The 19452-nt window shown below is 59.5% G+C and carries 25 protein-coding genes and 1 tRNA gene; 20 read left to right on the forward strand and 6 right to left on the reverse strand.

Going from position 1 to position 19452, the window contains the following annotated elements:
• Positions 1–4 precede the first annotated feature (4 nt).
• From SOP95_RS07600 to SOP95_RS07695, 20 genes are read left to right on the forward strand one after another with little or no spacing between them, the layout of a single operon-like run.
• Positions 5–454, forward strand: a complete 450-nt coding sequence (locus SOP95_RS07600; protein ID WP_323606699.1) for a phage protein — start codon at positions 5–7, stop codon at positions 452–454.
• Positions 454–666 carry a TraR/DksA family transcriptional regulator gene (locus tag SOP95_RS07605; RefSeq protein WP_323606700.1) on the forward strand — a complete coding sequence of 71 codons (213 nt, stop codon included), beginning with the start codon at positions 454–456 and terminating at the stop codon, positions 664–666. Before SOP95_RS07600 ends, SOP95_RS07605 begins: the two co-directional genes overlap by 1 nt.
• Positions 663–1055, forward strand: coding sequence for a D-Ala-D-Ala carboxypeptidase family metallohydrolase (locus SOP95_RS07610; RefSeq protein WP_323606701.1), 393 nt, complete (start codon positions 663–665; stop codon positions 1053–1055). The genes SOP95_RS07605 and SOP95_RS07610 overlap by 4 nt, the downstream gene beginning before the upstream one ends.
• Positions 1056–1271, forward strand: a complete 216-nt coding sequence (locus tag SOP95_RS07615) for a hypothetical protein (RefSeq protein ID WP_323606702.1) — start codon at positions 1056–1058, stop codon at positions 1269–1271.
• A complete protein-coding gene (locus SOP95_RS07620) occupies positions 1261–1623 on the forward strand; it encodes a DUF1353 domain-containing protein (RefSeq protein WP_323606703.1) in 363 nt (120 codons plus the stop codon). The genes SOP95_RS07615 and SOP95_RS07620 overlap by 11 nt, the downstream gene beginning before the upstream one ends.
• A 1-nt stretch (position 1624) precedes the next feature.
• Positions 1625–1882 carry a hypothetical protein gene (locus SOP95_RS07625; RefSeq protein WP_323606704.1) on the forward strand — a complete coding sequence of 86 codons (258 nt, stop codon included), beginning with the start codon at positions 1625–1627 and terminating at the stop codon, positions 1880–1882.
• Positions 1879–2166, forward strand: a complete 288-nt coding sequence (locus tag SOP95_RS07630) for a putative phage tail assembly chaperone (RefSeq protein ID WP_323606705.1) — start codon at positions 1879–1881, stop codon at positions 2164–2166. The genes SOP95_RS07625 and SOP95_RS07630 overlap by 4 nt, the downstream gene beginning before the upstream one ends.
• 20 nt (positions 2167–2186) lie before the next feature.
• Complete coding sequence (locus tag SOP95_RS07635) at positions 2187–2330, forward strand: DUF6890 family protein (RefSeq protein ID WP_442967735.1); 144 nt, start codon at positions 2187–2189, stop codon at positions 2328–2330.
• A gap of 6 nt (positions 2331–2336) precedes the next feature.
• Positions 2337–4319, forward strand: coding sequence for a phage tail tape measure protein (locus SOP95_RS07640; RefSeq protein ID WP_323606707.1), 1983 nt, complete (start codon positions 2337–2339; stop codon positions 4317–4319).
• Positions 4316–4633, forward strand: coding sequence for a DUF2590 family protein (locus SOP95_RS07645; RefSeq protein WP_323606708.1), 318 nt, complete (start codon positions 4316–4318; stop codon positions 4631–4633). Before SOP95_RS07640 ends, SOP95_RS07645 begins: the two co-directional genes overlap by 4 nt.
• Complete coding sequence (locus tag SOP95_RS07650) at positions 4630–5805, forward strand: baseplate J/gp47 family protein (RefSeq protein ID WP_323606709.1); 1176 nt, start codon at positions 4630–4632, stop codon at positions 5803–5805. The genes SOP95_RS07645 and SOP95_RS07650 overlap by 4 nt, the downstream gene beginning before the upstream one ends.
• Positions 5798–6391, forward strand: a complete 594-nt coding sequence (locus SOP95_RS07655) for a phage tail protein (RefSeq protein ID WP_323606710.1) — start codon at positions 5798–5800, stop codon at positions 6389–6391. Before SOP95_RS07650 ends, SOP95_RS07655 begins: the two co-directional genes overlap by 8 nt.
• Positions 6392–6399: 8 nt before the next feature.
• A complete protein-coding gene (locus tag SOP95_RS07660) occupies positions 6400–8076 on the forward strand; it encodes a phage tail-collar fiber domain-containing protein (protein WP_323606711.1) in 1677 nt (558 codons plus the stop codon).
• Between the two features lie 9 nt (positions 8077–8085).
• Complete coding sequence (locus SOP95_RS07665) at positions 8086–8796, forward strand: DUF4376 domain-containing protein (RefSeq protein WP_323606712.1); 711 nt, start codon at positions 8086–8088, stop codon at positions 8794–8796.
• Entirely contained in the window at positions 8793–9713 is a 921-nt protein-coding gene (locus tag SOP95_RS07670; RefSeq protein WP_323606713.1) for a hypothetical protein, read from the forward strand. Before SOP95_RS07665 ends, SOP95_RS07670 begins: the two co-directional genes overlap by 4 nt.
• The gene (locus SOP95_RS07675) at positions 9710–10258 is read left to right on the forward strand and encodes a baseplate complex protein (RefSeq protein WP_323606714.1); all 549 of its coding nucleotides are present in this window, start codon (positions 9710–9712) and stop codon (positions 10256–10258) included. The genes SOP95_RS07670 and SOP95_RS07675 overlap by 4 nt, the downstream gene beginning before the upstream one ends.
• Complete coding sequence (locus SOP95_RS07680; protein ID WP_323606715.1) at positions 10255–10965, forward strand: hypothetical protein; 711 nt, start codon at positions 10255–10257, stop codon at positions 10963–10965. Before SOP95_RS07675 ends, SOP95_RS07680 begins: the two co-directional genes overlap by 4 nt.
• Positions 10938–11888 (forward strand): hypothetical protein, encoded by a 951-nt coding sequence (locus SOP95_RS07685; protein WP_323606716.1) that lies wholly within the window; start codon positions 10938–10940, stop codon positions 11886–11888. The genes SOP95_RS07680 and SOP95_RS07685 overlap by 28 nt, the downstream gene beginning before the upstream one ends.
• Before the next feature lies 1 nt (position 11889).
• Entirely contained in the window at positions 11890–13821 is a 1932-nt protein-coding gene (locus tag SOP95_RS07690) for an SGNH/GDSL hydrolase family protein (RefSeq protein ID WP_323606717.1), read from the forward strand.
• A 25-nt stretch (positions 13822–13846) separates the two neighbouring features.
• Positions 13847–14611, forward strand: coding sequence for a hypothetical protein (locus SOP95_RS07695; protein ID WP_323606718.1), 765 nt, complete (start codon positions 13847–13849; stop codon positions 14609–14611).
• Between the two features lie 43 nt (positions 14612–14654).
• On the opposite strand, the gene SOP95_RS07700 is transcribed toward SOP95_RS07695, so the two are convergent.
• The 6 genes from SOP95_RS07700 to SOP95_RS07725 form a co-directional block, all read right to left on the reverse strand.
• Positions 14655–15908, reverse strand: a complete 1254-nt coding sequence (locus SOP95_RS07700; RefSeq protein ID WP_323606719.1) for a DUF6161 domain-containing protein — start codon at positions 15906–15908, stop codon at positions 14655–14657.
• A 127-nt stretch (positions 15909–16035) separates the two neighbouring features.
• A complete protein-coding gene (locus SOP95_RS07705) occupies positions 16036–16332 on the reverse strand; it encodes a hypothetical protein (RefSeq protein ID WP_323606720.1) in 297 nt (98 codons plus the stop codon).
• 7 nt (positions 16333–16339) lie between these two features.
• A complete protein-coding gene (locus tag SOP95_RS07710; protein ID WP_323606721.1) occupies positions 16340–16588 on the reverse strand; it encodes a hypothetical protein in 249 nt (82 codons plus the stop codon).
• A 527-nt stretch (positions 16589–17115) separates the two neighbouring features.
• Positions 17116–17529 (reverse strand): response regulator, encoded by a 414-nt coding sequence (locus tag SOP95_RS07715; protein WP_323606722.1) that lies wholly within the window; start codon positions 17527–17529, stop codon positions 17116–17118.
• 576 nt (positions 17530–18105) lie between these two features.
• Positions 18106–18179, reverse strand: a tRNA-Gly gene (locus tag SOP95_RS07720).
• A 173-nt stretch (positions 18180–18352) separates the two neighbouring features.
• On the reverse strand, positions 18353–19237 hold the full coding sequence (locus SOP95_RS07725; protein ID WP_323606723.1) for an alpha/beta fold hydrolase: 885 nt from the start codon (positions 19235–19237) through the stop codon (positions 18353–18355).
• Positions 19238–19452 lie beyond the last annotated feature (215 nt).

The raw sequence follows: 19452 nt of genomic DNA on the forward strand, positions 1-19452 counted from the left end.
CCCTATGTCACGTATTGGCGGCAAGAACTTCGACGTGAACCTGGGCGATCTGCTGGTTCACGTTCAAAACTGCACCCTCGACATCACGGACAACACCGCCGTGGCACAGAGCAAGGGCGTACCCAATGGACACGTCGACGGCGACGTGTCAGCCAGTGGTGAGTTTGAGTTCGACACCAGCAACTTTAACTTGCTGATCGAGGCTGCACGCACCGCCGGCAGCTTTCGCAAGCTCGAAGCGTTCGACATTGTTTTCTTTGCCAAGGCCGGCGACGAAGAACTGCGCGTGGAGGCCTTCGCTTGCAAATTGAAGGTCTCCAGCCTGCTCGGGATCGATCAGAAGGGTGGGGAGACATCCAAGCACAAGGTGCCGTTCGACGTCACCAGTCCGGACTTCATCCGCATCAACGGCGTGCCTTACCTGGACGCGAGCGAGATCGAGGGCCTGCGCTGATGGTCTGCCCGTTCGATCGTGCCCAGGCGCTGGAACAACGCCAGCGTGAACAGGCGATTACCGCCCAACTCGCGAAGGCACGTCCGACCGGGCCGAGCCGCAGCCATTGCCTGGACTGTGATGAGTTGATCCCTGAGAAGCGCCAGGCGCTTGGTGGAATCACTCGTTGCACGCCGTGCCAATCCCTTTTCGAGCAAGGAAAACGCCGATGAACACCATCACCTGGCCGCACTTCGCCGCGGCTGAATTGCGCTGCAAATGTGGCAAGTGCAACAGCACCGGCACCGAGATGGATCCGGTGTTCATGGCCGAGCTGGTGACCTTGCGTCAGCAGTTTGGCCGGCCCATGGCGCTGAGCAGCGCTTACCGCTGCCCGAAACACCCGGTGGAGGTGAACAAGCCTGCACCAGGTGAGCACTGCACCGGCCTGGCAGTTGACGTGCGCTGTCGCGGCGAAGACGCGGTGGCGATCCTGCGCCTGGCCATGAACCTGAAGTTCACCCGCTTCGGCATCAGCCAGCGCGGCAACTCTCGTTTCCTGCACCTGGGCATGGCGCCGGCCGGTGGTCGATTCCCCAGCCCTGCGATCTGGAGCTACTGAATGACCCGCCTGTCAATGATTGCCGTGTTCACCCTCGTCGCCCTGGTCGGCTGCGCCTTCAGCGACACCCACGCGGTGGTGGCGCGTAGCGCTTCCACGTTGGTGGCGTTGTATTGCAAGGCGCCGGAGACCGGGCGCGTGCTGCTGCGCGCCCAGATCGCTAGCGACACGGCCCCGAACACAATCCGCGTGGAGTGCGCCGCCGATGGCCTTTAGGAGCGAGCTGGTCGTTAAGGCCGTGAAGGGCACCAAGCAATGGCAGCTGATCAGGCCGCTGTTCTACCTGACGGCCAGCAACAAGCTGGTGACGGTGCCCAAGTGCTACCGCACCGACCTGGCCAGCGTGCCCCGGCCGGTCTGGTGGTTGATCCCACGTGACGACGAGTGCGCCCGGCGTCCGTCGGTGGTGCATGACTTCATTTACACCCACGGCACCTTGTCCTTCACCAAGGCCGAGGCTGACCAGGTCTTTTATGACGCCTTGCTCGAGGAGGGCATGCCCAAGCCTCTGGCCTGGCTGATGTACGCCGCCGTCCGGATTGGCGGGCGTGGCAACTGGAGCGCGTGAAATGGAGCTTTCAGCCATGGCCGTGAGCGTACTGCTGATGCTGACCGAACTGATTCTGACCGGAGTGGTGGGCTTTCAGATGTACCTCTTCAAACAGATCAGCGCGGCCCGTCGTGAGCACCTGGAGTTTCGTATCGAGGTTGCCGAGCGATACGTGCGGGCAGAGCACATCGACAAGGCCATGGAAAAGCTGGAGGACCGGCTGGAACAACGCCTGCAGCACCTTTTTAACCAACCCCCACAACGGAAAAGAACATGAGCGAAACACGCGATATCACCCTGGAAGTCGGCGAAAAAGAATTCACCTTCACCCTGACACCCCAGGACGTGACCAAGTACTTCAACAGCCTCGGCCAGAACAACAAGGTCGCCCCGGCCAACAACCTGCTGGTCAACACCGTCAAGCAGGAAGAACGCGCCACGCTGAAAGCGCTGCTGGGCAACCCGGTGATGGTGATGCAACTCGCCGGCGCGCTGGTCGAGGAATACGCCCCGGACGTTGAAGTCATCGTAAAAAAGCCCTCGACCACGCTGAGCGCCTGAGCGAGGACGGCCTGGGCCAGCTGTTGGCCCTGGTCAGTCGCTGGTTACCTGGTCAGGAGCCCACACCCGAGGTGATGGGCACCGCCAGGTGGCTGGAAGACGAACACTGGAAACGCATGGAAATCGCCGTGGCTAACGGCATCGTCCATGCACTGAAAGGATAAAAACACATGGCTGACCGCGCCGCCCGCCTGGCCTTCATCTTGAGCCTGACCGACAAGGTCACCGCGCCCCTGGGCAAGGTGAAAATGGGTTTTTCCGACCTTGCCGAACAGAGCGAGAAGAACATCAAGACGATGGGCCTGGGCTTGGGCGGCATGGTCGGCGCCGGTGTGGCAATTACCCAGTCACTGGCGCCTGCGTTGGAGATGAACCGCGCCCTGGGCGAAGTCCGATCGCTGGGCGTGGCCGAAGACGCGTTGACCGCGCTCAATCAAAAGGCGTTGGAGTTCTCTGTCGACTACGCCGCCAATGCCCGGGATTTTGTGGCATCGGCGGCGACGATCGATGGCGCCATCAAAGGATTGACCGCCAGCCAGCTGACCTCGATCACCAACACCAGCAACGTGCTGGCCAAGGCGACCAAGGCCGATGCCGAAACCACCAGCGCCTATGTGGGCACCATGTACAACCTGTTCAAGGGCCAGGCGGACGCCTTCGGCAAAACCGAATGGATCGAGAAGTTGGGCGGGCAGACTGCGCTGGCGGTGAAGCTGTTCCGCACCGATGGCGCGCAGTTGAAGGATGCCTTCAAGGAAGTCGGCTCGATCGCGACCACGGCGGGTGTGGACCTGGCCGAGCAGTTCGCGGTGATCGGCTCGCTGAGCAGCACCATGGAAGGCGGCGATGCCGGCGGCATTTACAAATCGTTCTTCGAAAACATCGGCAGCGCCTCGGAAAAGCTGGGGATGAAGTTCGTCGACCAGAACGGCAAGTTGCTGCCGATGCTCGACATTCTCGGCAAGCTGGAGGGCAAGTTTGGTGATCTGAACAGTGCCAACGCGGGGGCCAAGCTGATCGATGCCTTCGGCGGCGAAGGCGCGCGTGTGATCACGGCACTGGCCAAGGACACCGATCGCCTGCGCGTCGGCATGGATCAACTGGGCAAGATTCGTGGCCTGGAGAGCGCCGAGCAGATGGCCAAGGCCATGGTAGATCCGTGGGCGCAATGGGCGTCCCTGGTAGAAAGCATGCGCGCTTTGTTTGGCCAGGTGCTGATCCCGGTCCTGGCGCCGTTCATGGAAAAGATGGTGGCGATCGGCAAGACGCTGATGCGCTGGGTCACCTTGTTCCCCAACATCACCCGCGTGATCGGCATCACCACGCTGACCATCTTCGGCATCATCGCCGGCATGTCCCTGCTGACGCTGGCTGTCGGCATGTCGAAGATGGTTTGGCTGGGGATGCTGACGGTCTGGAAGCTGCTGAATTGGACCGGCTACCGCAGCATCGCCATGTTCATGTTCCACACCGTCATGACGATCGCCTTCGTCGCCGGCCTAGTGCTGCTGTACACCTGGATGGGCCTGGTCAAAGTCGGGATGGTGGCGTGGCAGGCCGCTATCTGGCTGGTCAACGGCGCGCTGCTGGCCAACCCGGTGCTGTTGATCGTTGTCGGGATCGTCGCCCTGGTCGCGGCGGTGGTCGCCGCCGTCTACTACTGGGACGAATGGACCGCCGCCCTGATGAACAGCGCGGCTTTCCAGTGGGTCAGCGATCAGTTCAAGACCCTTTCCGATTGGTTTGGCTCCATGGGCGGCTGGTCCGCCATGGCCAAAGGCGCCTGGGACAGCATCGTCGGCGTTTTCTACAAGGCCATCAACAGCCTGATCGAGATGATCAACAGCATCCCGGGCGTGAACATCGAAGCGCGCTTCGGCGGCATGCCTGACATACCAGGTGTCGATGCTGCAGTGAGCGCGGCCAACACCGCCGACGTTGGACAGAACGCCCAGCAGAGCATCAACGGCGCCATTCCAAGCCTTTCACCGTCGCGGCCGACGGCCGTGCCCCCGGGCGGGTTGCTCACCAGCATTCAAAACAACAGCAGCCAGAACAAGGGCACGCATGTCGAGAAAGTTGAGATCCACACCGCCAAGCCGATGACGCCGCTCGAGCTGGAAAACATGGTGGCGATGGGGGTAGGCGGATGAGCCTCTACATCGACCTGCTGATCACCAATAACGACCTGACCCTGGACCCTTCGAACCAGCCGCTGCTGGTGGACGATCGGGCCAGCATCGCCCAGGACATCGGTCACATGATCCGCGAAAGCGGGCTGCTGGTAACGATGGTGGCCGAGCGCGATCGCTTTCGCCAAGCCGACTGCATCCAGCAGCTGGAGCTACTGGTCGAGGCCGACGTGCGCCTGGTACCGGGCACCGTCCGCATCCTTGGCGAGGGGACAGGCAAGTACCTGGTGACGGCGAAAACCGTTGAATTTGGATCTGTCGAGGTAGTGCTGTGAGTGACGTGGACTTCAAACAGGCGTTGAGCGACGCCGGCATTCCGACCACCGAGGCCAAGCTGCGCGCCGCCTGGGAACTCGAAGTGGTCGCCCAGGGCAGCAAGCTGAGCAACACCAGCGCCTGGTCGCCGTTCTGGCGGGTGATTACCGCGCTGGTGACCAAGCCGGTGATGTGGCTGATCGAGTTCATTGCCGGCACCGTGTTGCCTAACTTCTTCGTGAAGACGGCGACCGGCGCCTGGCTGGACATGTTGGCCTGGGCGGTGAACGTCACTCGCAAGCCAGCGACCAAGGCCGAAGGCTTGCTGCTGTTCACCCGCAGCGCGCTGGCTGGCCTTCTGGAAGTGCCGGCCGGTACCCGCGTGCAATCGATCGCCATCAACGGCAACGTCTACGAGCTGGTGACGGTGGCAACGGCGAGCTTTGCCGATGGCGAATCGCAGATCCGCGTGCTGGCTCGAGCGAAACAGGCCGGCAGCGGCTTCAACCTTGCACCAGGTTACTTTTCTATCCTGCCGGAGCCGGTGCCCGGGGTTGTCCAGGTGGTGAACGCTGACGGCTGGTTGAGCCAGCCGGGCGCCGACACCGAGCCCGATGACGAGCTGCGCCTGCGCGTGCGCAACCAGTTCTCCGCAGTCAACCAATGGCACACCGACGCGGTGTATCGCAGCTTGATCGCCGCGTTCCCCGGTGTGCAGCCCGACGGCGTTTATTTTGAACACAACGCGCCCCGGGGCCCCGGCAGCGCCAATGCCTTTGTGCTGTTCGAAGCGGACTCGCCGGCGGATACCTACCTGGCTGAAATCAACAACTCTATTCGCGACCAGGGCAACCATGGCCACGGTGACGACCTGCTGGTGCTGGAAATGCCCGCCACGCTGCACACCGTGAGTTTGACGGTCTGGCCGAAAGCCGAAGTCGGTGCCGAGCGCAGGCCAAAGTTGAAGTCGGACGTCGAGCTGTTCATCCGTGCGGCGTTTCGCGAGAGCAGCGAGAACGACTATCAGCCGACGCTGACCCATCCGCAGTCCCGTTTTTCTTTCAGCCGCCTGGGCGAGGAATTGCATCAGCAGTTCCCCGGGATCGACTCCCTCGCCTTCGACAACGACGACATCATTTCCCAACTGACTATCCCGCGCCTGTCCGGGGTTGAGGTTGAGCTGAATGCTTAAGTTGAGCTTGCCATTTTGGCTGGACGGTCCGGAGCTGGCCAAGCTCAAAGCTGCCGCGCAGTCCTGGTGGGGCAAGGTTGAGAACTGGCTGAACTGGCCGTTGCTGCAGCTGGACGCCGAGACCTGCCACCTCAGCGTGCTCGATCTGCTGGCTTGGCAGCGTGACATTCAGCGCTTTCATGGCGAGCCGGAAGGGCTGTATCGCCGGCGGGTGAAGTACGCCTTCGTCAATGCCGTCGACGCCGGCAGCACCGCCGGCATGGTGCGCATCTTCGAACGTCTGGGCGTGGGTTATGTGGAGATCCAGGAGCGCCTGCCGGATCTGGACTGGGACGTGGTCCTGCTGCACCTGTCCGACACGCAACTGAGCGAGAACCCGGTGCTGCTGCGCGTCCTGATGCAGCAATACGGGCGCACTTGCCGGCGTTACGACTTCGTCACGATCACCCCGGTGAAGCTGAACATCGGCGTGGCCGACTTCAACGACGACCAGCAGACCCTGATTGCCACGCTCGATGACAGCGCAAGCCGCCTGGTCGTGATCAACGAGCTCGCCATTCTCACTTTTCTGACCGATTCATTTTAGGAGCCCCCATGGGAGCGAGCATTACCCTTGCCGGCGAAAGCCTCATTGCCCAGAAACAAGGCGCTGGGGAGAAACTTGATATCGCTCGCTTCGTACTGGCCCTTGTTCCTGGCCTTGATCCGAATGCGCCGGTTGATCGATCCGCCGGCAAGCCGCCGGCAGACCAGATCGTTTACACCAAAGTCTATGACCGCAAAGGCTATGTCAGCCCCAACCAGGTGATCTACAGCCTGATGGTGGGCTCTGATGTGGGTGACTGGGACTTCAACTGGATCGGCCTGGAAGCCGCCGAAGGCGTGCTGCTGGCTGTTGCCACGGTCCCGGTACAGCAGAAGCGCAAGAACATCCCGCCGCTGCAGATCGGCAACAACGTCACCCGTAACTTCCTGGTGGAGTTTAATGGTGCCCAGGCGCTGACCGGCGTCACCGTGGATGCCAGCACCTGGCAACACGACTTCACAGTGCGCCTGAACGGCATCGATCGGCGCGAGCGCATGAGTAATCGTGACGTCTTTGGCCGTGTCTGCTACTTGGCCAACAGCCTGCAGATGGAGCGCAACGGCTTCGGGTTGTATCAGCTCAAGGCAGGGACTGCGTATGTGGAAGGGATCCGCGTCGAACTGCCTGAGCCTGTCCAGGTGCAATTGCCGGCACTGCCGGCCAAAGCCTGGCTGGACGTAGCACTGGCCCGCGAAGGCAGTGACACCGTTGCCGTCTGGAAGGTGGTGTTTGGCGAGGCGCAGACCGACTACGCCGACAGCAACGGAACGGCCCACTACGTGGTGGAGCTGGCCAGCGTGGCGGTGTCGGGGGACATCACCGACCAGCGTCAAAGCGAGCCCATCACCGACGCCCTGGTCAAACGGATCGCCCTGCGCGATGGCGACTACGAGGGCCTGCGCGCCCGTGCTACGACCAAAGACGACGTCGAGCTGGGCAACCTGCCCAACGCCAAAAGCGACGATCCGGGAACCGACAGTAGCGAGATCCTGGCCACCACCAAGGCGCTCAAGGCGCTGCGCAAGATTATCGAAGACTCCGAGGTCGGCCGCATCGGCACCTTTGCCATGGCCACGCCACCGCCGGGTTGGTTCCGGGCCAACGGTGCAGCGGTATCGCGCACGGTCTATGCAGCCTTGTTCGCCAAGATCGGTACCACTTACGGCACCGGCGATGGTGTCAGCACGTTCAACCTGCCGGACCCACGCGGCAAGTTCATCCGTGTCCTGGACGATGGCCGGGGCATCGATGTCGGCCGAGTGCTCGGCAGCTTTCAGGCTGATGAGATTCGCAGCCACAGCCACACAGGCAGCTCCAGCGCGGCAGGCAGTCACAGCCACACCGGCAGTGCAAGTGCGGCCGGTTACCACGGCCACACCGCGTCCAGCGATTCCCAAGGCGCCCACGCTCACACGGTGAAAGAGGGTTCCACCAACCCAAGCATGATCGGAGGCGAGCTCTTGGCGTCCGGCGATGACGTCACTCAAGTCGCCGGCTCTCTCTCAACGACGTCCACCGAAGGCGCGCACGCCCACAACATCACCGTCGACGCAGCGGGCGATCACTCCCACGTCATCACGATCAACGCTGCGGTCGACCACTCCCACGCCATCACGATCAACGCGACCGGTGGAGGCGAAACCCGCCCTCAAAACATCGCGTTCCTCGCGTGCATCAAATACTGAGGCCATCCCATGGACACGAAAATCGTCTACCAAACCGATCACCTAGGCATCTTCACCGGAACCGCCGTGGCCGATCGTTCGCCGCTGGAACCGGATGTATGGCTGATCCCCGGCGGGTGTGTGGAAGTTGCCCCGCCGGCGGTACCGGCAAAGAAGGCAGCGTTTTGGGATGGTCGTCGCTGGCAGCTGGTCGACTCATACCAGGGGCTGACGGCGTACAACATCGTGACCCGCGAACCACTGGTGATCGAGCGCGCCGGTTCGCTGCCGACGGGGTACACCTTGGAAAAGCCAGGCCCGGGGCAGATTTGGGGCAACGGTCACTGGATCGATGACATCCCGGCTGTGATCGAACTGCGTTACGTCGCCCAGTTGGCCATGGTCAACACCGCGTGTCTGCAGGAGATCACCGGCGGGTTCTGGTCGTCGGTGCTGGGCGATCGCTTTTTCTACGACACCGAGCTGGAAGATCAGTTGAACCTGACCGGCATGATCCTGCGCGGCTTGGGTGGCTTCTACGCCTGCCGCGATGGGTCCGGCACCAAAGCCTTCCTGGAGCACACCAGCGAGCAGCTGCGTGAGATCGGCGACGAATTCACCGAGTTCAAGCTGCAGCGCCTGCGCAAAGCCAACGAACTCAAGCAAGCCCTGGCAACGGCGCGATCGGCTTCGGATCTGGACGCGATCAACGCCGTGGCGTGGGAGTCGGCACCGGTATGACCTGGGCTCCCATCACCCTGCGCTGGCCGGAGCAGTCCACCCAGTGGCTCGACGACCTTGAGGCGGCGAAGGCTCTGGCCAGCAGCGAGCTGACCAGCACCGGGCAACGCCTGGCAGGTCTGGCTGACTTGGCCACCACTTCACCAGGTCCGGTCGGTGCTGCAGCAGAATCCGCCGTGGCCGCTGGCCGGGCGGGTCTGGCCGATGCCCTGGGCGAAGTGCCGGCCTGCCTGGTGGTGACGCCATTTCAAAGCGGGGTGGGGCAGGGCCGTGGTTACCAGCGTTACCTGTCCGCGCCCAACCTGCTGCAGCAGCTGGGCGAGAAGCTCGAGGACACCGGCGACGACAGCCGTCCGGCCGGTTCGCAATATGCCTTGGCCGTGATGTTCCTGGGCACGCGCTACGACAAGTTCGCGGCGACCTTGTCCCGATTCAATGCCGTGCTGCCTATGTCAGACCTGCAGCGCGCCGAACGCCGAGCGAAAAACCTGTTCGCCCTGGACGCGGAAAAGTGGGAATTGCCCACCGCCGGCACACTGCCGCGCTGGGGCGCGTTGCCGCTGGAACGTTGCACCGTGACCAAGGCCGCCACGCAAGCCCTGAACGGTCAGCTGTCGGCACTGGAAAGCTATGCGGACAGTTCGCCGATGGCGGATCTGGCAAAGCTGGCTGCCCGCAAAGCCAGCCAGGCCCAGGCACAGGCGCAGAAACTGGCCGACCTCAAGTCGCAGTTCGCCGGCGGTACCGCCGACGACAGCATGCGCGCGCGGCTGATTGGTCCCGGGAATGCCGCCGAATTGCGTCACCAGCTGCTGCAGGGCGAAGCCCCTGGTCATGAGTGGGGACTGTCCGCCGGCGTGCTCCTGGTCGGCTCCCTGAAGGGGTTGTCGTTCGTGCGCGAGTTGGTGGGCCTATGACCTTATTGCTCGATGGCGAAGAGGTGCGCGGCAAAAACCTCAAGGTCACCGCCAACCTGCGAATCGAAAGCGACGACCTGTCGGGGCAGACCAGCAACACCGATTCGGCGCACAAGGGATTCAAGCCCAAGACACTGGCCGTCACCTTGTTGATCCCCTTCGTCGATGCGGGGCACCTGCGCAACCTGATGAGCCTGGCCGAGTCGACGGGCACCGGTGGCGAGCTGAAAACCTATCGGGTAGTCAACGACACCGCGGCTGCGTTTGGCGTCCGCCAGGTGCAGTTCACCGACGGCGTCAGCGCCCGTGAAGACGACTCGGTGAGAGCTTGGCTTGTGCAATTCACGCTGGCGGAAAAGCTCTCCAACCCTGAGCGGGTGGAGGCACGTCGCGCCGGCAAAGCGGTGACACAACAAGGCGCCCCGGGCCAGTCCGTGACTGCACCAGGTGCAGGTGGCGGTGGAGCCGACGCACCAGGTCAGGAGCTCACCGGCTTCGAAGCCACCCTGAAAAAACTGGATAAGTACCTGGGCGGTGAGTCATGAGCATGAAATTGCACAAGGTGCTGACCATCGGCGGTGTCGTTTACCCCCTGGTGAGCGACGACGTGCGCCTTGAACTGCGCACCCCCGGCCGCGCCACGCTGACCATTCAAGCAGCGGCGCCGGTGAAAGGGCTGGTGACACTGGATATTGGCTACAACGACAACCCGCTGCAGCGCCATTTCATCGGCTACGTCGAGCGCTGCACTTCGTCCAATGCGATCGAGCAGGTGCTGTTCTGTCGCGAGCTGGCCGCGATCCTGGCCAAGCCGTTGCCGATCAACCTGCGCCATGCGGACCTGAGCACCGTGCTGGCTGACATCAACCAGAAAACCGGGCTGAGCTTTCGAGTTCCAGACAAGGCCTACGCCAAGGTTAAAGCCCCGTTCTTTTACAACCTGGCCGCCGGCTACCAGGCGATGGACAGCTTGGCCCGGGTGTTCGGGATCGCTGACTTCATGTGGCAACAGCAAGGCGACGGTGAGGTGTTTGTGGGCAGTTGGGCCGACAGTTTCTTTGGCTCCCGATCGCCGCTGCAGCTGCCCGTTGCGCTGTTCGACGGCTACCAAAACAACCAGAGCGCAATGATTGCGGCCCTTCCCGGGTTGCGACCAGGTGCATCCATCAACCAAGGCGAGCGGATCACTCAGGTGACGCTCACCGGCAACCAAATGGCGATCCGATGGAAGACGCAATCCGCCGCAGCGTAGAGCGGCAATTCCCCGAACTCACCGGCGGTTATCACCTGCCGCGCTTTGCCCGGGTGGTCGGTGTGGCGGACGCCCCGGCCGGCGCCGGGATCTGCGATGACTTCCGTCCGCGCTTTGCGGTGGACCTCGAGCTGCTGGGCGAGGACGACGAGCCGGATCCGGCGCTGCCGGTGTTGGCCGGTGTGCCGCTGCCAATGCCGATGGGTGGCGACGAGATGGGGTTTTTCGCCTTTCCCGAAGAAGGCACCCGCGTGGTCGTGTCATTTGCCTACGGCCTGCCAAGCAAGCCATTTATCCACGCGATCCTGCCGCACGGCTTGAGCCTGCCCAAGGTGCCGAAAGGTGACCAGGTGTGGCAGCACAGCGACGCCGCCCAGCAGCGCGTCGATGCCGACGGCAACTGGTTGCGCCAGACAGATGGCCGAATCCTGGACAAGTCGATCGATCGCGAGGTGGAGAGCCTGAGCAACGTCGAGCGCCACCAGAGCAGCACGGTGACGGTGGACGACCATTCAACCGAGTCAGTTGGAGGCATCAAGGCGATCGAGGCGATCGGCGCGCTCAAGCTGTTGTCTGGCGGTGCCGCAAGCCTGGCCGCTTTGGATGATCTGCATCTGGCCAGTGGTCGCGACCTCAACCAGGTGGTGGGCCAGAAGCTGAACCTGACAGTGGGTGGCCAGCTGCAGGAGCGTATCGAAGGCGCCCGCCGCAGCATTGCACCCACGACCTGGCTCGGATCTGAGTCGGTGAACGTGCTGCAGGTGCTGTGCGATCTGATCGACGTGGTCATCCAGATGAATACCGACATCGCCAGCCATCAGCACGGATCCAGCCCAGTCCCAACCAACGCGGCGAGCTTCGCCGGTCACGCCGGTACCGGCGCACAACTTTCTGGGCAATTGACGCCCATCACCGGAGCCTAATTTGGAACTCAAGAACTATTTCGCCCAGGACGACCAGGGCAACGCGCTGCCCGGGGCCACTTGCTATGTGTACCAGCGCGGTACGGAATCACTCGTCCAGGGGTTGTACAAGGCCAATGGCGTTTCCCTGAGCAATCCGTTCAAGGCGGATGACGCCGGCAAGATCCAATTCGCCGCGCCCAACGGTCTGTATGACCTGCGCGTAGTCCAAGGCGTGCGGGACTACCGTATTCAGGTCCAGCTCAATGACCTGGACGAAGGCGTGGCCGCAGTAAAACAGGCAGCCGATCGGGCGGAAGCGGCACGAGACATTGCCCTGCAGGAGGCCAATGCTGCCGATAGCGTGGAAGAGGGGCTGCTGAACACTTCCAACGGCGAAACGTTCCAGGTACTGAGCCCGGTCGATGGTGCCTATCTGATTACCTACCAGAACCAAGCGGGCGTTGCTGTCGAGCTGCGCCGCTACCCGACCGCAGATGCGATCGAGGCCGTACGGCGCCTGGTCAAGACTTCGAGTACTCCGAACACGCACCTGGAGGTCTTCGATGATGAAGACGCCCAGATGGTCAGCATCACCGATGACCTCTTTCAAACGCCGGCCTTTTCGATCGCTTCCAAAGATGGCGTCACCACGATTGAGGGCGCGGAAGGCGAGCTGATTCTGTATGCCGACAGCAGTCGGATCTTGCTCGGTGGTCTGGAGATCGAGCCGACGTTTTGCCCGGGAATCCTGGTCGTGGATGCAGAGGACGCCATCCTGCAGGATCTGTGCGCGGTTCCGCCGCTTGAAAGCGAAGTCGAGCCACAGTCGCCGTTTGATGACGGTCTGCTCTTTGCCCCGGTCATTGCGACGGCGGAGCACCAGGACGCCTACATCTATCCCCAGTGCCTGCTCACACATCGCGAGCGGGGGCAGGACGTCGTCGCCACCGTATCGAGCACCACCACCGCAATGGCAGCAACCGGCAAACCACTGGCGGTGAATGCCTTGACCTATGGGCCTGCTGCCGTCTTGAACCTGCGCGCCACAGGCGTCGCCGACCAGCGGCGCTTCATGGCGCTGACGCTGAAGAACGTCCCGACTCAATCGCCGGCCGTACCGGTCAAGATCCTGTTCATCGGCGACAGCATCGGCAACCGTCAAGGCGGCACCCTGCTTAAACAGAACCTGGCAGCCATGGGCATCGATGCGACGTTCATCGGCACTATCGGCGGATCGGCTGTATCCACGGCCAACACCGTCGAGGACGGTGAGTGGGGTGAATGCCGGGAGGGCTGGGAAACCGGCGACTTCACCTTCGCGATTACCGATCGCGTGAAGATCATCGCGCCCGGGGGAGAACAAGCCTATCGAGAGTTGGGCAAACAAGAGCGCTGGCCGATCAACCCGTTCCTGCGCGCCGCCACTGCAGGCGACTCAGCCGACATCGTGCGCAATGGGTATGTGTTCGACGCCGCGTTCTACCAGGCCCGATTCGGCTTCGACGCTCCCGACGTGGTGATCCAGGCCCTGGGGACCAACGACGTCCGGGACCGCACGGACGCGACAATCTACGACCACGTGTATGCCAACGACCGGATCATCAATGACCAGATCCGCAAGGCCTGGCCGGCGGCAAAGATCATTCGCACACTTCCAGGGACTGCCTTCAACGATGTGCGCAACGAGCTATGGAAGAACCGCTATGCGCCATTGATCCGCGCCATGCAGCGATGCGCTGCTGATCGTGCGGACCCCGACACCATCATTGCGCCGCTGTGGGCAATGACCAATCCCGAGGCTGCCTACTCCTACTCGACAGCGGACGCCGCTAATGACGGGTTCAACGTTGGCGACTGGGGTGACGCTGTTCATCCGATCGGCGCCTCTCGACACGCTCTGTATCAGGCAATGGCGCCATTCGTGGCAGCCGCAGCCCTGGACATCATCTGACCGATTCACACAAGGAAATTACTCGATGGGTATCAAACTCAAGTCCAACCAGATCGGCCCATGGCACACCAAGATTAACGTTCCTGTTGAGCAAGGGCTGGAGGCCTGGTTCACCTTTGACACTGACGCAAAGCGCTTCTTCTTCAACCGGGCGAAGGACAAACCAGATGCGGTCATTGTCGGCACGCCGGTAGCGTACCCAACGCACGGTCGATTCAAAGGTCTGGTCAACTACTTGAGGACTTCTGTGCGGGAAACCGACGGGCAAACGCTGATCGTGGTCGGTAAAGCTGCAGCACCCATTCCGGCTGGAGCATCTACGACGGGCGACGCAACTACTCCATTCTACGTCGGCAACTATCGCGGGGCCTCGGTGACGGAAGGGGTGGCAGGCACTGCCTACGGTACTTCGCTCTATCACGTACAGCCTGCAACAGTCACCGGTGGTGCGGCCCGAGCTAACGACACTGGGGGGGCCACGTCGGCGGTAACGAGTGTGGGAAATGGGGAGGTTCCAACCGACTGGGGGCTGCGCGTTTTGCGAACCAGCTCGGCGATGGCGACCAAGGTCCAGAACCTCACCAGGAACACCATGGTCCAAGGTACCGATCTTCGGGCCCGTGCGCTTGCCGATTCTGTGTTTCATATTGGTAGTGGTACAGCTGTCTTTGGTGGCGAGGTTGATATTTCTGCGGTTGCCATTTTCTCCAGGGTAATCACGGATGCAGAGCTGAACGAAGTAGCCGCGGCTATGCGCAAGCGCATGTTGCGATTAGGGATAAATGTGTGAAATGCCAGCCCGCCAATATGGCGGGCTTTCTATTACTAGTTTGTCATTTCCTTTCGCTGATTGCCTTGTAAATCATTTCCAGTGGCGGGGAGAACGTTATTTCTGAGGCACCATTAGCTTGAGTTGGACGGAACAGGCTTTCAAGAATTAGCCTTCTATCAAGCTCGGAGTCTAACTTTCCGTCGCGCATTAAAGTTAGATACGTTTTAGTGAAGATTATTCTTTCTTGTGACTCCAGCGCTAGGTGAGAGTGCGAGTTAAACTGTCGCAACGTAATTCTGATAACGATGCCCATAAGAGTTATTAGGAGCAGAGCGCCGGAGATTTGCGCGACTGGCGTGGAGTAATCTGGTTGGATGCTGGAAACAGGAAGATTGGAAAGCGCTAACATACCTCCATACTTAAAATAAATCACCATGGCCGCGAAAGTCGAAATCATGCTTGCTATAACTCCCGCAAACCAGAGGTTTTTGTGTTTCTGATGGTAGGTTTTTCGATCCTCCCAGTGCTTGACGGAGTCGCTTAGGTCGATCTGCGCTCTATATGCAGCTTGTGCAGAGTTAAGGTGATTTTGCGCGGCGTCCAGCTTCGCTTTAGCATCGGTCGACGTTTGTCTTGCGACTTTCCGCCACAGCCCAATTCGCCGTTTAAAGTTGAAGTTAACCTTGGAAGCGGCTTTTTCTACATTCACCCTTAAGGTATCAATTTGTGAGGAAAATAACTCAGCGCTGGAATTCATTCTGCCCATTACTTCCGTTTGGCGCGATTCAAACTCTGCATACTGTAGGTGTATGGATTCGATGTGACTATTCGATATAATTTTGTCGGCGTTCTGATGGGCTAGAATTACCTGTATGGCTGCTATTCTTTCATATGCAAACCCTGGTATCTCTACGGCGCTCTTGATTATTGGGTACTCAATCATTGCGTGTCTATTCGTCATATTAATGAATACGACCGCCATAAATCCTGCAATTGTTCCAAATCTATCTTTGATCTTGTCTATTAATTGCCCGTCAGCACTGATGCTCAGTATTATTGGTTGAAACCGTCGACCTAGGTGAAATTTAGGATCATCGTCAAGAGTGTCAGCCTGTTCATGTAGACATTGATTCAGTTGGCGAGCAAATATAATTTCATATAGCTTTTGGCCTGCTGCAGTTATTTCATCTGGAAGCGACTTGAGCCAAGCCCATTGTTTTAGTTCGGCTGATATAAAGTCTTTAAGTTGATTTGTGCTGGAGAAAGTAATTACTTTGTCTTCATTGATAAGAAGATCCACTTCTTTGTTTAGCATCACTTTTCCTTAAGACCGGTAATTCGATGGGGGCATCATAGCTCAAAGCTATCACGGCTGAGCCCCCAAACGCCGCAAATCAAAACCGTCTGCTTACCTCTCAATCCGAAGGATACAAAGTCTAGGATCACTCTAGGCGGCACCACCAGGACTGTGCATAGGCGCAGCCATCTATGTATTCAATGCCGCTGAGTACAAAGCCAGTCACAGCCATTCCCGAAAGTGTCGCATCCAGCAGCTGGGGCAAGGGATCGGGTTCAAGTGGCATACCTACTTCTACGCGGGCTACGTTCGCGCTACGGCCGAGCTCAGCGCTCACCGCAGAATTCACCATCACATTTCCCTTGATCGCTGGATAGCGACGCCGTTCTTTCGGATCGAGCGCTACGCCAAGCCGTCGCATGGGGGTTACCAGCATGTGCATAAGCCAGTTACTCGTCCAGGTGGTTGATCAATGATTCGATTGCGTAGGCTAGGGCCCCGTCGGCTTGTTCCAGGAGATCACTGAGATCATCCCCGTCGATCACATGAGCCCTGTGAAGATGATGGGCCTGATCGAGCAGCGCTTTGTGGTGGGTACCCGGTGCTGCGAGCAACGCAGCTTCGTCACTCAGCAAATCGTTCCACTTCGCCAGAGCGGCGACCTTCCCGATAGGTGTTTCAATCTGTTCCTGGATCATCAGGAGATCCTCTCAATTTAAGTCGAATACTGTATATACACACAGTATACGACGACGAGAGCATTTTGCCTCTAACCACCCGATGAGGGGGCCGATGGTGACGACCAGGTGCTGCTCCAGACAAAAATAGCGGGCGAGAAGAAAAAAGTGGAAGAAAAAGCACTTATCCCCCTCCCGCCGACGGGCTTTGCGTCCGTTTTTTGTGCAAATTCCGATGTAGTGCAAACGAACCTGTAGCCCACGCGGGCCCTGGGGCTCTGCAGGCGATCGCCATTTTCACAGAGTGCAATGTTTTGAAAGGAAATGCAGCGCGATTGCAGTGCAGCGCACGGGGCGGTCGTGGAAGGGATAACGCTGGAGTGCCCCGTTTCATTGATTGAAAAACTGAAAAACTTAGTTTTTGGCTAGTTTTCAATTTCTGAAGGACTGCGTTTTGCGAAGCGTGGTCCTCACGCCAAGGTGCCGTTCTCTGAGCTGTAGCCCTTGTAGAATGGGACTTTAGGCAAATGCACCGATTGCACAAACCGTCACGACGTTTTTCCGAGGGGGCGACCAGGTTGAAGCAGGTTTGCTACAGCCATCACCAAGTCATTCAGAGACCAAGGCTTGTCCAAGTACGTCGTTGAGGAGGGCACAATTGAGGGATCCAGCGCGTAGCCGGACGTGAGAATCGTAGCGGTAGAGGGCCATTTCGCCTTCACCATTTCTATGAATTCCGCACCTTGGATTTGTCCTGGCAAACCGTGATCCGCGATCACCAGCGGACAACCCTCCGGCATGCTCAGTAGGTAGACCAGAGCGTCATCGGCGGTTTCGAAGTCCAATGAGCGGAGTCCGATCTCGCTCAAGATATCGACCATCAACATGCGAAGTGTTGGATCGTCCTCAACAACGATTGTCCATCCCGTTACTGGCGAGAGTTTTTCCCATTCTACGTTCACGATTTCATTCCGAATTCCGTCATTGGGAGAGACTTGTCCAGTTTAGGCGCTTTTTGGGGGGAAATAAGACTTCGGGCGGCTGTGGAAAAAAGTCGTTTTATTGAGATTGATTCTTAAGGGGAGGGTGGTCGTTTCAAAAAGAGCGATATCAGCTATACGGGGGTGGCAATGGGACTGGAGGCCCCGGTTTTACTGGGCTCTCGGTATTACAAGGGAAGGTAATATGAAGCGATATGAAACGTAATATTTCTGCCAAACCCCCGGATTCATTGGGTTTTAAAGAATAGAAATATAGCTTTATAGAAAGGTAATACTATCGCCATCCTATCGCTTAAATATCGCCTTTTCCTGAATCGGCTGGACGCCTTGATTTACAAGGGCTGTAGCCGATTTTCGGATGAGATATTACTAATATTACTTTTTTTTCGAACCTCCACGGATTTTAGGATTGGCACCTATACGGGGGTTGGGGTCAGGCTTTGCGGCTGTTTGCGACTGATTTCATCAAACGTCCCCCCATACGGCCCCCAGTGGGATGCGGTACAGACTGGACACAGCTACAGGTCTTGAAAATAGTGGAGCGGGTGAAGGGAATCGAACCCTCGTTATCAGCTTGGGAAGCTGGAGTAATGCCATTATACGACACCCGCTCAGAGCGGAGACTTTGTACCAGATGTGCGCGTGGAAATGAAGTTTTTCTTTGCGTTTGATGGCTTTAGCGCGGGTGAAGCACATGCATGGACCCTGTGACGGTCGTTCGCGGGCAAGCCTCGCGCCTACGGATTACGTAAGGGCAGCGGGGCTTGCTCGCGATGACGCTGTTTCAGAGGGACAATGCATGGTGGTCCTGAACGTAGTGGTAACGCGGTCGGGCATCGTGCTGTGCCGGCTTCAGGAACCCCAGTAATGCGTTGCGGCTGTCTCGGCAGGCGGCTTTGTGTTCCATGTCGAGAAAGTGGCCGGTAGCGCCCAGGGTCGTGAAGGTGGCGTCTTGCACGTGGTCGGCGAACAACCGGGCGCCATCGGCGGCGGTGTATTCGTCCCATTCGCCGTTCATGAACAGCACCGGTACGTTGATTTTCTGCGCCGCCTTGAAGAAGCACTGGCGGTCGCTGTGCAGCAGGTCGCTGATGTGGAAGTGCATCTGCCCGTATTCGTGATCGGCCAGGCTGCTGACGTGGCGGTAGTTGAAGCGCTTGAACAGCGTCGGCAGGTGTTTGCCGATGGTGCTGTTGACCAGGTTGCCGACCCGGTCACCGTCACGGCTGCCCAGGTAATCCACACCGCGCTCGAGGTAGTCGAGCATGTGCGCATTGATCTCCGGGGAGAACGAGCTGATCACGGCTTTTTCGATGCGCCGAGGCTGTTGGGCCAAGGCGACCAGGGTTGCGGCGCCACCCCAGGAAAACGACAGCACGTGTTCGGCGGCGAAGTGGTCGATCAGCTCCAGGAGGATCTGCCCTTCGACTTCCTTGGTCAGCAATTTCTCGTGCAGGTTGTGGGCTTTGGACCGGCCCGCGTAGGGCTGGTCGTAGCAGACCACATTGAACTGCGGGTGGAGATTCTTCACGGTTTGAGCAAACGACGCAGTCGTGGCCATCGAGCCGTTGACCAGGATAATGGTCTTCTCTGCGGCGTCTGCGCGATAGAACTCCGTGTAAACCCGATACTGACCCTGTATATCCAACACAGCGATTTCTGGCCTCATGTCATAAGACTCCTGGCAAGCGGGTATGCGCGCAAAAGAGATTGCACGAGCTTTGTGACAGGTAGGCATACGCCCTGGAAATTGTTAGCCCATGTCGATCCAATGCAGTCCGGTCGACGGGTATTGTTATTGGCGGGCAGTTTGCCGGGTGAGGCCGGAACCCAAGGGTCCCTACCGGCAAAAAGTTTCTTAGATACAGCTTGTGACTCATCGGT

The organism is Pseudomonas sp. YuFO8 (assembly GCF_035065025.1).
GTDB lineage: Bacteria > Pseudomonadota > Gammaproteobacteria > Pseudomonadales > Pseudomonadaceae > Aquipseudomonas > Aquipseudomonas putida_AE.

What these genes read in the sequence shown, in the direction of transcription:
- SOP95_RS07630 (WP_323606705.1), top strand. Translation starts at nt 1,879, where the DNA reads ATGAGCGAAACACGCGATATCACCCTGGAAGTCGGCGAAAAAGAATTC.
- SOP95_RS07600 (WP_323606699.1), top strand. Translation starts at nt 5, where the DNA reads ATGTCACGTATTGGCGGCAAGAACTTCGACGTGAACCTGGGCGATCTG.
- SOP95_RS07605 (WP_323606700.1), top strand. Translation starts at nt 454, where the DNA reads ATGGTCTGCCCGTTCGATCGTGCCCAGGCGCTGGAACAACGCCAGCGT.
- SOP95_RS07695 (WP_323606718.1), top strand. Translation starts at nt 13,847, where the DNA reads ATGGGTATCAAACTCAAGTCCAACCAGATCGGCCCATGGCACACCAAG.
- SOP95_RS07675 (WP_323606714.1), top strand. Translation starts at nt 9,710, where the DNA reads ATGACCTTATTGCTCGATGGCGAAGAGGTGCGCGGCAAAAACCTCAAG.
- SOP95_RS07670 (WP_323606713.1), top strand. Translation starts at nt 8,793, where the DNA reads ATGACCTGGGCTCCCATCACCCTGCGCTGGCCGGAGCAGTCCACCCAG.
- SOP95_RS07625 (WP_323606704.1), top strand. Translation starts at nt 1,625, where the DNA reads ATGGAGCTTTCAGCCATGGCCGTGAGCGTACTGCTGATGCTGACCGAA.
- SOP95_RS07645 (WP_323606708.1), top strand. Translation starts at nt 4,316, where the DNA reads ATGAGCCTCTACATCGACCTGCTGATCACCAATAACGACCTGACCCTG.
- SOP95_RS07610 (WP_323606701.1), top strand. Translation starts at nt 663, where the DNA reads ATGAACACCATCACCTGGCCGCACTTCGCCGCGGCTGAATTGCGCTGC.
- SOP95_RS07640 (WP_323606707.1), top strand. Translation starts at nt 2,337, where the DNA reads ATGGCTGACCGCGCCGCCCGCCTGGCCTTCATCTTGAGCCTGACCGAC.
- SOP95_RS07680 (WP_323606715.1), top strand. Translation starts at nt 10,255, where the DNA reads ATGAGCATGAAATTGCACAAGGTGCTGACCATCGGCGGTGTCGTTTAC.
- SOP95_RS07660 (WP_323606711.1), top strand. Translation starts at nt 6,400, where the DNA reads ATGGGAGCGAGCATTACCCTTGCCGGCGAAAGCCTCATTGCCCAGAAA.
- SOP95_RS07665 (WP_323606712.1), top strand. Translation starts at nt 8,086, where the DNA reads ATGGACACGAAAATCGTCTACCAAACCGATCACCTAGGCATCTTCACC.
- SOP95_RS07620 (WP_323606703.1), top strand. Translation starts at nt 1,261, where the DNA reads ATGGCCTTTAGGAGCGAGCTGGTCGTTAAGGCCGTGAAGGGCACCAAG.
- SOP95_RS07655 (WP_323606710.1), top strand. Translation starts at nt 5,798, where the DNA reads ATGCTTAAGTTGAGCTTGCCATTTTGGCTGGACGGTCCGGAGCTGGCC.
- SOP95_RS07725 (WP_323606723.1), bottom strand. Translation starts at nt 19,237, where the DNA reads ATGAGGCCAGAAATCGCTGTGTTGGATATACAGGGTCAGTATCGGGTT.
- SOP95_RS07685 (WP_323606716.1), top strand. Translation starts at nt 10,938, where the DNA reads ATGGAAGACGCAATCCGCCGCAGCGTAGAGCGGCAATTCCCCGAACTC.
- SOP95_RS07615 (WP_323606702.1), top strand. Translation starts at nt 1,056, where the DNA reads ATGACCCGCCTGTCAATGATTGCCGTGTTCACCCTCGTCGCCCTGGTC.
- SOP95_RS07710 (WP_323606721.1), bottom strand. Translation starts at nt 16,588, where the DNA reads ATGATCCAGGAACAGATTGAAACACCTATCGGGAAGGTCGCCGCTCTG.
- SOP95_RS07700 (WP_323606719.1), bottom strand. Translation starts at nt 15,908, where the DNA reads ATGCTAAACAAAGAAGTGGATCTTCTTATCAATGAAGACAAAGTAATT.
- SOP95_RS07705 (WP_323606720.1), bottom strand. Translation starts at nt 16,332, where the DNA reads ATGCACATGCTGGTAACCCCCATGCGACGGCTTGGCGTAGCGCTCGAT.